This is a genomic window from Ruminiclostridium sufflavum DSM 19573, assembly GCF_003208175.1.
GTDB lineage: Bacteria > Bacillota > Clostridia > Acetivibrionales > DSM-1351 > Ruminiclostridium > Ruminiclostridium sufflavum.
The window spans coordinates 1-15,538 of record NZ_QKMR01000035.1 but is presented as its reverse complement, the minus strand read 5'-3'; the positions used below and the strand labels follow the sequence as shown (position 1 = coordinate 15,538).

Annotated in this window: 8 protein-coding genes and 1 pseudogene; all 9 read right to left on the bottom strand. The window is 36.3% G+C overall.

The window, feature by feature from the left end; translation table 11 throughout:
* Nucleotides 1-337 precede the first annotated feature (337 nt).
* Nucleotides 338-1,660 (bottom strand): annotated as a pseudogene (locus tag LY28_RS18360) (type IV secretory system conjugative DNA transfer family protein); the annotation flags it as partial.
* A gap of 54 nt (nt 1,661-1,714) precedes the next feature.
* A complete protein-coding gene (locus LY28_RS18355; RefSeq protein ID WP_110463623.1) occupies nt 1,715-3,118 on the bottom strand; it encodes a DUF3991 and toprim domain-containing protein in 1,404 nt (467 codons plus the stop codon).
* 419 nt (nt 3,119-3,537) lie between these two features.
* Nucleotides 3,538-5,217 (bottom strand): AAA domain-containing protein, encoded by a 1,680-nt coding sequence (locus tag LY28_RS19635; RefSeq protein WP_242981424.1) that lies wholly within the window; start codon nt 5,215-5,217, stop codon nt 3,538-3,540.
* A gap of 193 nt (nt 5,218-5,410) precedes the next feature.
* A complete protein-coding gene (locus tag LY28_RS19630) occupies nt 5,411-6,280 on the bottom strand; it encodes an AAA domain-containing protein (RefSeq protein WP_242981423.1) in 870 nt (289 codons plus the stop codon).
* A 194-nt stretch (nt 6,281-6,474) separates the two neighbouring features.
* Entirely contained in the window at nt 6,475-7,464 is a 990-nt protein-coding gene (locus LY28_RS18345) for a hypothetical protein (RefSeq protein ID WP_110463622.1), read from the bottom strand.
* Nucleotides 7,465-7,562: 98 nt separating this feature from the next.
* Nucleotides 7,563-8,807, bottom strand: a complete 1,245-nt coding sequence (locus LY28_RS18340; RefSeq protein ID WP_110463621.1) for a hypothetical protein — start codon at nt 8,805-8,807, stop codon at nt 7,563-7,565.
* 374 nt (nt 8,808-9,181) lie between these two features.
* Entirely contained in the window at nt 9,182-11,854 is a 2,673-nt protein-coding gene (gene mobP3 / locus LY28_RS18335) for a MobP3 family relaxase (RefSeq protein ID WP_110463620.1), read from the bottom strand.
* A gap of 21 nt (nt 11,855-11,875) precedes the next feature.
* Nucleotides 11,876-12,298 carry a hypothetical protein gene (locus tag LY28_RS18330; protein ID WP_242981422.1) on the bottom strand — a complete coding sequence of 141 codons (423 nt, stop codon included), beginning with the start codon at nt 12,296-12,298 and terminating at the stop codon, nt 11,876-11,878.
* Nucleotides 12,299-12,473: 175 nt separating this feature from the next.
* Nucleotides 12,474-14,804 carry a YecA family protein gene (locus LY28_RS19625; RefSeq protein WP_242981421.1) on the bottom strand — a complete coding sequence of 777 codons (2,331 nt, stop codon included), beginning with the start codon at nt 14,802-14,804 and terminating at the stop codon, nt 12,474-12,476.
* Nucleotides 14,805-15,538: the final 734 nt, after the last annotated feature.

Here is a 15,538-nt window from a genome sequence, read left to right as displayed (position 1 = left end):
AATTTTCATTCATTCTCACCATAGATATTTTGTAGACCCCCGACCTAACACCCACAGCCACCTCTGGCTTGCTTTTGCCATAACGATACATTTACATTTTACCGTTGTCGATATAGCGAGTGCATTCAGTCGACTTCACCGAGCTTTTGACCCTGCAATTACTATCTTGCAACGCCAATCGGAGTATCAGGGTAGGCGTTTCGGGGCGTTACTCCATCATTCCACCTATCGAAGTTACAGTTAGACAAATTACTTTGTCCAGCCATTTTAACACTACACGGTCTAACGCCTATAGGGCTTAATCCTATAGGATAGTGGTTGCTGACTAACAAGTCGCGCCATAATTTTTGTCAAGTTGTGCAAAGGACTGAATTATAGGCACTACTGATATTCTTCGGGATCTGCCTGCTGACAGCATCATTTCAAAGGATTCTATTTTTGGAATTGTACCTATTTCGTCTGCAAATATCATTACCCTGTTTGGGAGCTTACCGCCGTTTTCGTCAGCCACTGTCAGCATTTCACGATAGAACTGCTGTAAAAACAGCGATACCATGAAATACTTCGTCACATCCTCCTCCGGGAGTATAAGAAAGATTGCGGACTTTTCATTGCAGAAGGTTTCTGCATCAATGGCCGTGTTAAAGCACAAAATCTGTTCCATTTCAGAATCCAGGAAGGCGTTGAGTCTTGAAAGAACAGTTGAGAGCACAGAAGCCATTGCCTGCTCTGCTGAATTAAGCGCTGCTCCTGCAAACCATTTTGCTTTATGGGTTGATGGGAGTTTGTCCATTAATAATTGAAACTGGCTTTTACCTTTTATTCTGCTTGGTGCCATCAAATCTTGAACCATTTTGAAAACAGAAATTATATGCCTCTTATCAACCAGTTGACCTTCTTCTTTTGCTGGTGGAAGATATTCTGCAATTAGTAAAATAACCGAAGTGAGCAGTCCTTCCGCTGCATCATAAAAGAACGCATTCTGCCCCATCGCAGCATTGTTTCCATCTGTTGATATAATTGTTTTGGATATAATTTTTGCATATTTCTCGGCTTTTGCCTTTGCTGAAAGATTGTCATTATCTTTTCTGTAAAAGTCCATATATTTATTTACTAAATGTAAAAGATTATTACCGTCACTTCTTGTTGGGTTTCTTAAATCAATGACTGCTACATTATATCCGTAATTTTCTTTTGCTATTGTTCCGTAGTTTCTAGCAAGATCACCTTTTGTGTCTGTTGTAATAAAGGACATACCGCTGGCACAGGCATATTCAAGGTTTGGATATAGAAAATATGCAGTTTTGCCAACACCGGCAGCACCAATCATCAGACAATGCACATCTCCGATATCAATTAGCCCATTAATAGCTCCTTTGTTTCCTGTACATCCTACTACCAGTCCTTGTACAGCATTCCCATTTTCATCGACCGGAAGATTCAGTCCTTTTCTCCATGATCTTACGTCAAAAGGTATATGCTGATAAGTTGTTTCAATTTCCTTTTTTGTCGCAAATCTGGCAACCCCATGCTGTCCATCTCCTACAGTCTTAGATTTGATTCCGTTTAAGGTATAATAGTGGGCAAGCATTGATAAACCGCCGATAACTGAAAACATTACAGCTGCTGCGGCTATTAAAATATATACTTGTGAATTCATATGTATCCTCCTTTCTGAAACTTGAGGCACCGGATTCTCCCATGCCTCGCTTTGTTATGCCATTTTTAACATCGGAGTCTGTACTTGTTTTTGTTGTGTCAGCTCCAGTCGGATAGCTGATTTTAAAAGTTCTAATGCCGTTTTTTCATAGTATTGTACAATAGCAGTTTTCTCCGATTCCAAAACAATTCCGTTGTGATGTTTGAACACCGACAGTTGTTTTTCAATATCAGAAATCGTTGGATTCCACTTGCTTCTGTTTTGATATGCCCGAAACTCATTTTTCATTTTCCCGACAATATCCTCAGCGGCAATTGCATTTCCAAGCTGTCTGTATTCCTTTAATGAAAGACATAAAAAAATAGCTGATGCCGTTTTAATGGCATCAGCCTGTGATCCAGTTTGCAGTTGTGCTTCTTTAATGGCTTTCTCGCCATCAGAACGATTTGTTTCTCTTCTTTCAAGTCCTTTAACAAGCATCAAGATTTCATCGCACATTTCATCTCTTAGAATATGCTGCGGATGCTCTTCAGCCGGAATAGACGGCATATTCTGACTGGCTTTTAAATCCTCATTCCAATCTTTATTATTAGATTTTAGCCTGCTACAGGCAATGTTTTTTTCAATTAACAGGTCTGCAATTTTTTCGCAAGCCTCAATTCCAGCAGGATCATAATCCAGACATAAAACCGTATGAGTTATATTTGAATTGATTTCAAGCATTTTAAACAATGCCTGTTCTGATACTCCGCAGAGTGCAACATAGCTGTGTTTCTTCCAATCGGAATTTTTATGTATTGTAATAAACGAGAGCATATCTACAGGTGCTTCAAACACATAGATTCGGTCACTGCTTCCAAGGTAATGAAAGCTGTAGCATGGATTGCTGCTGTCGATATTACCCTTAAAGCCTTTACCCTCTGTATAAATCCCTTTTTTATGAGCATGGCGTGGAATTCCAGCTTCATCGTAACCTATGAAAATGGCGTTGTGATATTCTTTAGTTTTATCAGCCGATTGTTCTATGCTTTCATAAATGAGCTTTTCCCTTGCAAAAAAACTGATTACATCCCGGTCAATGTATCTGTGCTTCATCAAATAAGCAAAAACACGGCGCATTTCGTTATTCTTAGGCGGTAAATTGAACGGTTTCCTGACTTCTTCTTTAGCACTTGCCTTGGTGTACGCCTCTCCCTGTTCTCCTCCAAGCAGCATTGTTACAGCATCAGGAAAAGACAATCCATAAAATTTTTGAACGAAATCTATAGCAAGACCACCCTCTTCTGCTGCATGATCAAACCATTCGTTTCCACGAACTGTAATGCTGTGGTCGCTTTTCAGCCTTTTTTCTCTGCCGGATGAAAGCAGTGTTTCTCCTTGCCTTCTCAGAAACTCTTCAAGATCAACACTGTTGGCACGTTGTTTCTGTTCCTCCTCAAAATGAATGTATGTACCCACAGACTGCCTCCTTTATTGTTTTTTGTTCCTGATATAATGAAACGTCGTCCATTTTGTTGGACGGCGTTTCACATAGGGGTTTATGTTAAGTTTTGAATGATAGAGGTAAAAAAATAACAGCCTATCGCTTAAGAAAGGCTGTTTTGGACACAATATAACATTGTATCAAATGGTCAAGTAGAACTAACACTCAGGGTTAGAACTCTTTAAATTCTGGGCATACGGCTACTCGTAACATAATCTTAATCTCATAATTTTTCATAAAAGCTATCATATTTTTGGGGGCGCATTATCAAATAGTATTTCAATATATCATAAAGCCAACGATAAATTTTTTCTCAATACCATTTTTTCTATCATCCATATGTAAATTTCCGTTTTATAATTTTTACGATAACTTTATAACAAATTAGTGAATTCTATCTGCTTCTTTCGTATTCATCGAGTGCCTGCCCGATTTTGGACATTTCACCGCTTCCATTGGTGGCAAAACGTAATAGTGGGATTCCGTAGAGTTCCAAAATATGATCCTTCATCCTGTCATGCTCATACTGCAGGTTACCAGGCTTGTGATAGTGAAACCCGTCCACTTCTATTGCAAGAACAGGCTTTTTACTTATACGATTGTAAATCAGAAAGTCTATATGTGTAGCCTTGTTCATGGCAAACCGGCACTCTTCATCGTTTAGACGTTTCGGATCACGAATCAGCATATTCAGTGGTTGATGGCAAATAACACCTAGAGACAGCTGTGGACGGCTGTACAGCATGTCAATGATTTCACCATACATTATATTTTCTGAGTCATATTCGGATATGTGTGGATGCTTTTTTAAGAACGTGATTCTAGCATCTGTATATTCCCTGTAAAGCAGGTCGAATACCGAATAGATTTCACTCTGTACCACCTGAAAATTATTATATTCAATATAGTCTATCAAATCACCGATGTTGCTATCATTGGGCTGCACATTGCCTGACACCACAAGGAAGAGCCTTTTCTTGGCACGGGAAACCGCAACATTTAAAAGGCATGGGTCATCGGAAAAATCAGTAACTACGTCATCGACTGTATTCAAGACAATCGTGTCTTTCTCACGTCCCTGAAATTTATGTACTGTATGAACTTCAATTTTATCAGTGTCCAAATAATGGACAATATCTGCTACATGGTCTTTATATGGCGCAACAATTCCAATATCCTCTGCATTAACATTCTTCAGCATAGGAAGTATTTCTTGAATTGTCACATCAACCTGTCGTTGATTAATATGGTCCCGTCGATGATTGCCGATCATCGTTTTGAAGACTGCCAGCGTATCTGGCTCACTGTGGTCTTCTGTCATGACCACCAATTCATTATTATAGAACTTCTGGTTGCAAAATCCTATAATTTTCGGATGGCAACGATAGTGCTCCCGGAGCAAAGTCTGCGGAGCATTAGAGAGAATGCTGCATATGGATTTCAAAAAGCTGTTTTCAGAGTAAGAATAACCTTGAGGTAGCTTGTAAGAGTTGAAAATGGCATCACTTCTCTTTTTCATATCATCCTTTACCACGTTTGGTAACTGCTTAAGATCTCCAACAATGACTGCATTTATGGCGCAAGACAATGCCAATGCACCAGTAGCTACATCTACCTGTGAGGCCTCATCCATAATGAGATAATCGTATATTACGCCCTTTAGGCTGCTGCGTGAAGAAAATGTGGTGCTGAGGACTATAGGATATTCTTTCACAATTTTGCTGGAATTCTTCCACAAGTCCTCCTCAGAAAATGTCTCGCGCTCCGGCTTGTTTTCAAACTGCTTGAACAGTTTTGCTCTCAGGTAATCCATTGACCAGTCTGTCAGTTCATTCATCTTTCGATTGGCATCGATGGCCTTTAAATGTTCTTCTAGTGTAACAATCTCGTTGCTCAGTTCCGATTTCCGAGCCTGATAGAACAAGTTTTGTAAAAGCGTAATGATGGTAGGCATACCGCTTTTATAGAAATTCCAGTCTGAAATGCCGTAAACAAAAGTGCTCTTAATTTTGAACCAAAACGAAATTGCACGTTCCTTTTCTGAAAACTCGTAACACTCCTGCCATAGTTGCATAAGCCTTTTCGATTTTAGGTGACGTCGGGGCCAAATATCTGAGTAAGCAAAACTGGTTTCACTGCAATACTGCTGAAAATATTTTATTTCCAAAAGCAATGAATCCAGTTCTAACCTTGCCTGTGCAAGGCGTTCCTGCTTATTAAATGAATCGGTCAACTCTTTGACATGACTTTGTATTTTTTCCTGCAACTCAAATTGCTTGTTGGTATCCATTCCCCATCCTGAGATCTGGGTAGAGGCCTGTCTGACCTTGAACAAACGCTTTTTTGTTATCCGAGTTTCCCAACGGTGCCACAAGAAAGTCCATATTGTATTTAGGAGAAGATAGCTTTTCCAGCACATTTGCTGTGGCAGAGTTGTTGTTGGATACGACTTGAACAGTTTTTCCATCTACCAACAAATTGGCGATTATATTCAATATCGTCTGTGTTTTACCCGTACCTGGAGGCCCTTGAATAACACTGACTTGATTGTTCAACGCATTTTTGACCGCTTTGAACTGGCTGGCATTACCACCAAACGGAAAAATTAGATTGCTCTTTTGGTAAGTGTGAATTTTATACTTCTCAGGATTTAGGTAGATTGCCATAGCTGTATCGTTGCCGACAAAATTCAACTTCTCATACTGCTTCTTCAATAGAATTTCGCCATCATTGCTTTTGAGCTCGTTGATTGATGCCTGTTGCCGCAAATAACTCATGCAGTTCTGCGTTTCACTTTCACCAAGGCACGAAGTTACTATTTTTAATTCCCACCATTCATAAATTCTTTCGCTACCGTCGGAAAAACGGATATGCCAGTAATCTGTTGCCTTTGCATGAAAAACACGGATATCCTGAATCTTAAATAGTTCACGGTTATCATGTGTAATATGTACTAAGACTGGGTTAAGGACTTCAGGATTTTTTAACCATTCTATAGAATAATATCCGTACGGATATGTTTTTCCATTGTGAAAAGTGACGTCATATCTACCTGTATCAGAATTATACTGGCAGAACTTAATATTCGCTGTAATGTCTTTCCCATTATTTAAAATCAGGTTTCTGCTAGCGTTCACGTCATATCCTCCAAAGTATTGAGCTAAAAAGAAGGTGCAAACTTATTGTTTGTGTAAGTATTATCCATCAATAAACGTAGGAAGTTCCTTCTCCAAATGAGAATTTAATCTCACAGTGAATTTGTTTTCTATTATCATCTGGAGTTATACGAAAAGCAGTACGCCAAATTACATCAAACATTTGCAAAACATATTTAGAATTCAAAATAATTCAAAAATTCTTTTTCACTTACCACCTTTGTTTTTATATCATAAGCACCATAAAGAAATTTCGTTTTTTCCCTAGTATCTTCATCTTCTGAAACAAAATACTGAGCATTGGATGCATAGAAACAATTGTTGCCATCTCTAATAATGTTATCTAAAGTATTTTTATTTTTTTTCAATTTTTCATTAAATAACGGGTGCATATCAAGAAGTGAATATCCTTGAATTAATAGCAAGTCACGCCTTAAGTTCCCATTGTTTAACGAAAACCACCTTTTCGCTATCTCTGGCCATTTTTTCATCAATGTCTCAGTGTCATCCTGAAACGAATCCAAAAAAGGAAATATATGATAAATCAATCTATCTAATTTCATTTTCTCACTTAATGAATATACTTGATTAAAATCTTTATCTAAATCTATTTTCACAACGTATTCTCTTAATTTTTTATATTTATTTATATCCTTAAAAATAGATGTATACATATCTATAAGGAACAGTTCCATGTTTTTTGCTGAATATATACCCCCGCGTGCATTAAAAAAATCAAACATAGGATGTGAAATATCCATTCGTGTCATATCAACCCTAAATGAGCAAGTCAAATATTCGTTATTAATCAAACAAGCTTTTTCAGGTTCAGCAACATATTCGTCAAAACATTTAAGCATAGATTCTTGCACTATTACCAGAGATGCATCACCATCTATTCCTAAACAAAGTGTTTCATTTACAGTTTCAGCAAACGCAAAATCTTCTTTAACTTTATCATAATACTCTTTCTTATAATTATTTGCCCGGTCTTTAATATGAGCCATACTATACGGAAACTTATACCTTCTTTTTAATTGAAAAACAATTCTTTTGAATTCTTCATCTATATTTTTTTTATCTGGACGTGGTTCTTTCATATATTTAATTACATTCCAATCTAAATATATATACTTGTTATTAAGTATACTGTGATTAATCTGCATTTCAAAATTACCTCCTATTCATTCTACTTTGTCTCAACTTAAAAACAAAACTCTTTAATCCTTTAAAATTCATAATGTATTGTTCATATGAACGATGTTTATTTAGAAAGTAATACAAGATACTGATACAAAACATCTAATCTTCGTATTAATTCATAATATATCTTTTCTTGCTCCGAAAATTTTTCTGCCCCCATTGTTTCTGATATATGTAATCGAGTTTTTTCCTGTTCATTCTCAGATAATAAATGGTCTAAGTATATACGATAGTCATGTAAAATATAAAGTGGCGAAATCATTTTTTCAATATCTGGCATTTCTTGAACTCCAGAACCCAATTGCTTTAGGATTTCTTTTATCAAACGAATCGACTGCCATTTTTCATAGCCAAGTTTTCTTTTCTCACCATATAAGGTTTCATACAAAGACTTTAATCCAACAACACTGATACCTTCGACAAGAATTTTATCAAAAGCATTTACAATTCCAGAGACACTTTGCTCATTAAACACTATAGGTCTCTTTATATTTATTTCTTGTATTTTGCATTCATTTACTAAGTGAGATAATTCAATTCCATACTTATTATGAATATTATTTACAAAAATTTTCATATTAGAAATTATCTGTTTTTCTTTTATTGGTTCACTAAAAATACAATTCATTTGTGCTTGATAAAATTCGGAATCAATCAGCAAATGATCGGACGCTATATTGAAGTTTCTAAAGATTCCTTGGCTCATATCGTCCATAGTGTCAATATCACCAAGCCAAAAAACTAATTTCCCATTTGTATTAAAACCAAAAGGTACATCCCATTCATACGGATATATTCCTTCTGAATCTTTTTTCCCGATATGTCCATACGTTTCAGAAAAAATATCTACTATATATTCTGGATCCGCAATAAAATACAACAAAGCCTTTCTGTCAAAAAACACTGGAGTAAGAAATCCCTCTTTTGAATGCTCATCATCAAATCTTAATCCAGGGATACTTTCATAATCCCTATGGTCATACACAAACCCTTTGCTTGCTGCATAATCATACATTTTTCTATAACCATTGGGTTTACTTTTAACTCCTAAATCTCCTCTTCTCTTCAACTCATTATACATCCCATATAGAATCTCTTGTGCATAATAAGAATAATAAGTTACTCCGCATTTTTTACACTTTAGCATAGGTATTTCTTCAATATCCATTGTTTTACCAACTACGTTTACAGTAATGTGCTCCATCGAAACTTCCAAAATACCTCCACACTTAGAGCACTTATCTAAACAATATTTATCAAGTGACTTTTTAAAATCACTTTCAGATAAGTAGTGTATCATTCCCATATTTTATCCATCCCATCTAAGCACCATTTTATTGATAGTTAACTCCGATTCTTTGCCATTCGACATTATAAATACTTGCGCTTACACAACATTCAATTCATCACCATCTGCCAGCATTTATTCAAAGAAAACTTTATCACGTTTTAGTTTCTTATTAAATTTCTGAGGACTCTATCCAAGTAGACTACACAATTTCCCACCTACAATTATGTTTCTTTTCATATAATTCCTATTGATAGTAAGCATCATATTTGCTGTTAAGTCATTCTTTAATCAATGAAGTCTTCACAAACCCCATCTCACCATTATTTGTACAATTAGCACTTTTAGTATAACATAAATCAATATTTGCGTATAACATATAATTCATATTTTCACAAATTCATCCTTTGTTCATCCGATTTATACCCCTGTCCGACCTTCTTCTCCCTCATCTTCTTCATCAGCTTACTATCCACCTTGAATCCAATTGCTGTTTTGGCAGTCTGTGGCACATTATTCTCAAACATTCTCCCCATATGATACATCATTCTTGAAATTCCAAGTGCCACAGAAGGTTCCCTGAACTTATCCATATTATCCAGAAGGAATTTGGCATACTCATTTCCATGCTCTGCTGATAGTGTAAGCCATTTTATTGCTAGTTCTTTGTCCTTCGGAACATCTTTTCCAAGTAGATATAGCTTCCCCAGAATATATTGAGCAAACTGATTGCCTAGCACTGCCGATTTTGTGAGATAGGTCAATGCTTTTTCTATATCTTTTGGAACATCATTCCCAAGCAAATAAAGCTTTCCGAGCCGATAAGCAGCCCACTCATTTTTTTGTTCGGCTGACTGCGTTAAATATACGATTGCTTTATTAATATCTTTTGGTATATACTTTCCCTCTAAATAAATCTTGCCAAGCGCATACTGTGACAATGCCCGGATTGGTTTGCATCTTTCATTTTCGTTGGCTGCCGCCTTTTGCAAGTACTGAATTGCGCTCTTGAATTCTTCCTGATCGGGATTCTGTTCTGCCAGAATCAGCTTTGCAAGTGAATATCCAGCGAATACGTTACCCATTTTCACTGACTTTTCAAAGTATTCCTTTGCCCGTTCAATATCTTTTTGCGTGCCTATACCATTCTGGAGCATCCATCCCAACCGGTACTGCAATTTGTCATCGTGGCTGCTGCTTTCCAGGGCTTCAAACCCTTTAAAGGCTTTTTTGAAATGATTGTTGCTTTTGTCTGCATCCTTTTCTATACCAACACCGTCCCGATACATTTTAGCAACCTCATAATCTGCATAAGGAAAGCTTTGCTCTGCTGATTTTAAATACAATGAAAAAGCGGTCTGAAAATCCAGTTCCACTCCCTGTCCACGGTAATACAGTCCGCCAAGCGAATACTGCGCATACTTGTATTTCTTTTCTGCTGATAATTCAAACCACTGCGCTGCCGTTTCATAGTCCTGCTCTGTTCCAAGCCCCTGTGCAAACATTTTTCCAATGCGGTATTCGGTATATTTCCATGCCTTTTCACTTTCCACTTGTTCAAAACCTGAAAGTGCTTTTGCATAATATTTATGCGCTTTGTCATTATCACTTTCCACGCCAAGACCATTCGCATATATTCTGCCAAGGTCATGCATTGCAAGAACATTGCCGTTCTCTGCTTCTGACAGAAACAGTTCCAGTGCTTTTTCAAAATCCTGTGCAGTTTCTTCCGTTCCAAATAAATATTCACGAGCCTGTTTGTACTCATCTGTCCATTTTACATAAACGTCAAGACATTCAATATCATCATCAGTTATTTCATCGTCAGGTAGTTCAAATTCAGCGATTTCAGAACTCTCAATTATTTCCGAGCTTTCTGTTTCAGCGAAACTATCAATATACTCCGGCTCAGCAATTTCACATTCCTCAAAGATTAGTTCACCCTTTGCGATTTTATCTGCTTCTGCAACTATCATATTTTTTATGGACTTGAATTCCTTTTGCTTGGAAATCGGAAGCCTTTCGGGAAGTTCATCCATATAGCTGTGCAGCACTTCCTCACGCATTTCATACCACAGCTCATAAGCCTTTGTCACTGCCTCTTCCTTTGAAAGCTCATCTATAACTTCATCAACAATTGCCTTTACGTTTGGCTGCAAGTATCCGTATACCCTTTTACCATTTGTTAATTTCAGTCTTTCTGACAGGCTTAACAATAATTCTTCTATTTTCGGATTTTGTATAACTCCAGACTTCATTTCAGATATAAGTTTCAGCATGGTTTCTCTGCTCTCAGCTTTCAATCGGTCACGCCTCTGGCTTTGTTCTTCATATATAATCTGCATTTCATTTTTGAAAATATTTTTCATAAGCCCCGACTTCATTTTTTCAATTCCTTTTTTCGTCAGGTAACCATCAGCAGGATTTACAGAATAGCAAATCATATGAATATGCGGATGATGGCTCTCATTATGGAAAGCCGCATACCATCTGAAATTCCGAATCGGTATTTTCATGCTTTCTGCAATCTGTGGTGCAAAATATGAAAGCATATTGTGCCATGCTTCCGCTCCGTCATATCCGGAACAAATGGCATCTTCCCTTCTTAATGAAATTATTGGAGTCCACACGTTTCCAGTGTGGTTTGCTACTTCATTCGCAACTCTGCTGAGTACAATCACATCATCTCCGCCAGTAAATAAACCATGAGTACCCATTTTCTCAACTCTTGGGCGGTTCGCAATATAATCAACATAATTTTTCCGCTGTCCTATTTTATCAAGGTTCTGCTCAAGAGCAATTGAGATACACTCAGATGCATTCTCAATGGTTTTGTTTTTTATGTAATCCTCATATTCAAATAGATTTTTCGTTCCGGGGAATTCTTTTATGATTTGTTCTATCAGATCCGCCTGCTTTGCAGTGGAAGGAAGATTTCTGTTTTTCTCAGTCAGTTTTTCTACGCCATCTCTGGTGGCAGTATACTTCACAAGGTTTGATAAGTGAGCCGCAGCTTTTTCTGTGCCCCCTTTCAGATACGGGCATTTCAAAATTAATCTCGGCATACGAAATCTCCTTTTCCTCTTTTACTCATCAATCCCCTGCTGAAACTTCACTGCATTCCCTATGCTGATTTTTCCTTTAGTCTTTTTCACCTCATTTACACATCTGCCACGAAGCTTTCTCAAATCTTCATCACTGATTTCAAGCCCTGCCGCAAGAATATTCATCATCATGGACATCTCAACCGACAGGCGAAAAAGATTGCTTGAATTTCTGTTTTCCGTTTCTCTTAAAATTCCTTGTATTGCTGATACCAAGACTTTCGGAAGATACTCCGAAGTATTTTCACTTGTCAGATATTCCATGTAAAACTGCAAAGCCTTTTCAATGAATTCACTGCGGCTTTTTGTGTTGCCTGTTTCAATCATGGAATCCATCTTGATTATGGTTTCCGGGTAGAGCCAGACGGCGGTTCTGTGCTTTGATTTGTGTTGGGGTTGGTTCAAAATATCACCTCCACTCTTTGAAGAATATAAAAGCACTCTATGGAATTGTAGGTTAAATTCCATAGAGTGCTGTATAACATATGTATTTAGATCTATATCCATCAAGTTACAGTATATGAAGTATAAGAGATTAACACAATAAACTAGTGTAATATTCGTGCTTACATTACAAATTTCAATTACTTTTAGCACAGCAATATTTGTATTTTCGACCACTGCCACAAGGACATCTTTCATTTCTTCCCGTTTTACTACTTTTTCTTATTGTTTCTGATATTTCTTTTTTAAAAGGATCTTCTGCAATTATTTGATCAAGAATTGCAATCGGATGATCTCCTTTATAACATGGATATAGCTTAACCTCTTCTTTCATACACTGTTTAATAAACTCAACAGTTACAGGTTTGTCTAAATAAGAAAAAAATTCATCTACTGTTGGGCTGCTACCTTTCCATATTCTCTGATGACATATCGGATTGTTCCTATTTAAACCTGAATAAACTTTCACTATCGGATTTACAAAGAATTTCAAAAGTGTTGATTCATCCGTAATCCTTATGCCATCATATTTTAAAGTTGTAAAATCAAAAATATCTGTACATACTATCTTAATTATCTTATCATCTGGCAGCGGTTCATTTGGCAATTCAATGTTACATAGAGATTTAATCCTATCCCAATCATTTTGAATTACCTTGCAACGCCTATTAACTTGTTCAACCCCATACTTGATTGTTGATTCGCATTTATACACTTCCTTATCGCTATATGGCACAGTCATTGATTTACATTCAATTAATAATAAGTAATCTAAAAAGATTCCAATAAAATCGAACTCTACGTTCTTACCATCATATGCCACAAACTCAACCTTATTAGTATTTACATACAAGTAAGGACTTAAAGAAAGAATTGTTCTAATTTTTTGTTCAAACGTAATTCCCATTTCTGCTAAATCAACTTCATATTCTTCAAAAAGCATCTCGATTATGCGTTCAATATTCATTTGTTCTATAAGCGTTTCACAGAACAGAAGTTTATCACTCCCAATATGAATTAATGGTTTTGAAAAAATATCTCCTTCTGCTTTCATCCCTTCCGTAAATACAAAATATTCAATTATTTTGGTTGATATATTATTATCTAAATTGTATAAAATAGCAAACTGTTCTATCAATTTTCCTTTTTCGATAATAGGAACTAGATATTGATAGTCTTCTTCCTTCTCCTGGCTAAAATTATTATCTATAGATTGCCTATATATAGCAGCTAATGAAAATAAATATTCAAACCCTAATAATATCGTCTCTACCTGTATATCATTTATCAGAGTTTTCAAATAAAAATCTTTTACACTTTTTCTATAGGTTTCAATTTTTAAAGTTCCAATACCTTTTGCATTAAGATACTGTTCCTTATTGACATGGAACAGCGAATCTATATCCTTAATATTTATCCCACTTGCAATTATTTTAATGTTCTTTTGGCTTATCAGCATCATTTCAGAGCTCTGATTGCTTAGATTTGTAGTCGCAATATACCTTCTCCTTAAACCTGCAATTATATGTTCTCTATACAAGTCCTTATATTTTGGTACTAATGCAAATACATTAACTTTATCCTTAGTTTTTCTTATTTCCAACTGCCATTCTAAATACTTAAACTTAGACCATGTTTTCGTATAATATACCCTTTGCATTGCAATATTGGTTACCTCCTCAAATGTGGGCAATTTATACGGTGAAATGTTACCATGTTCGAACTTTTTCTCTTTTTTCAAGTCTTTTCTATTCCTATAGTAGATATACCTAATCAAAACATCATAATATTCAAGTAACGCTTCATAATTATCTACCAACGAAACTTTGATATCTTCACTATAATCCACTTTTTTGTTAGCAACCGTCATTTCCATTCCGGTTATGAAACTTTCCCCTGCCGTTTCAGTTCTTAATGCTTCAACCATAAGTCTTGATTGATCCTGTAAAAAAATACATATCATACGAATCTGTTGTGATAGCGTGAAACTACTAAACTCACTATCCTCCAGCATTTTAGAATTTCTCAAATTATTTTCATGCAAAATTTTTGTCAGTAGCAACAGTTGGTCAAGTTCTTGTGTTAACACGTCTGGATATTTTTCTTTTTCGGCTGCTGTCAATGCTCTCATTAAAATTCTTGTTGTCAATTCATATTTATCTTGTGTGTAATTATATGACAAAGGATCTAAAAGACAATCACTTAATAAAATAGCTTTTCTGAAACTGCTTTTATGTTCATTATATATTTCTAAAATCAAACTACTGCATTTAATTTCTTTTTTCTTTTCAAAAGACTTTTTAAATTTATCGGTGCATGATAAATCCTCAATTTCAAAATCAAAAGTAAAGTCTAGTAACTCATCATATATCTCCTGTGTAATTTCGTTATTTTCTAGTTTTTTTTGTAACTGCTCTTTTGCATCTGCTAGTTTTTTTGCCAATTTATCAATTTGTTTCTCATACATAATAACACCTCATTTTTCCTTTTAACTGCCTATTATACTCATAATAGCTTTAAACATACTAAATTTCCATAAATACTGCATTGGATAGCATGTTTACAAACGCCAAATATCGTCTTTTATTATTGCGTACAAGAAATTATTCGACACATCCACTTATTTCCCTTCAAATGGTAACATTGTTTAAATTTTTCCTTTTAACCCCTCAGATAACTCCCACTGTGCCACCTCTGACCACCTTATAAATCCCCTATTCCAGCAGCTTTCACCTTATTCTGACCACCTTCCTGTCACAAAACTGCTTTCCCGATCACCCACCATACATCTCTCCCCGCCCGGCACTGCCGGGCGATGTAGGCGAGAGGCGGTCGCTCTGCGACCACCTCTCTTTATCCCGCACCTGAATCATATGGAGTCCACCTCTGATTGCCATCTCATTCTACAAAACCCCTTGTACAATCCTGTTGTTTAAACTGCTGCCAAATTCGGCTCAAATTTCGGTTTACTTCTGGCAAGGGTAAAGTTATCCTACTCCATAACGGAAAATCGGACACGAGGGCAAATAAAGGCTGATGCTGCGTTATCAATTAGTTTTCATTCTGAGTGGTTGGAACTGATCCGGCAGCCGCTGTTGTTTTTGCGGTCTTTTTCGGCTTTTCTGGCTTTACTTCTTCTTCATCACGCTCGTCTATGTATTCCCTGACATTTGCAGGGACATATTTTTCGTAGAGCCTCTG

Bases quoted from the DNA above. Each gene is read 5' to 3' on its own strand.
- LY28_RS18345 (WP_110463622.1), bottom strand. From the start codon at position 7,464: ATGCAGATTAATCACAGTATACTTAATAACAAGTATATATATTTAGAT.
- LY28_RS19635 (WP_242981424.1), bottom strand. From the start codon at position 5,217: ATGCAACTATGGCAGGAGTGTTACGAGTTTTCAGAAAAGGAACGTGCA.
- LY28_RS18340 (WP_110463621.1), bottom strand. From the start codon at position 8,807: ATGGGAATGATACACTACTTATCTGAAAGTGATTTTAAAAAGTCACTT.
- LY28_RS19625 (WP_242981421.1), bottom strand. From the start codon at position 14,804: ATGTATGAGAAACAAATTGATAAATTGGCAAAAAAACTAGCAGATGCA.
- mobP3 (WP_110463620.1), bottom strand. From the start codon at position 11,854: ATGCCGAGATTAATTTTGAAATGCCCGTATCTGAAAGGGGGCACAGAA.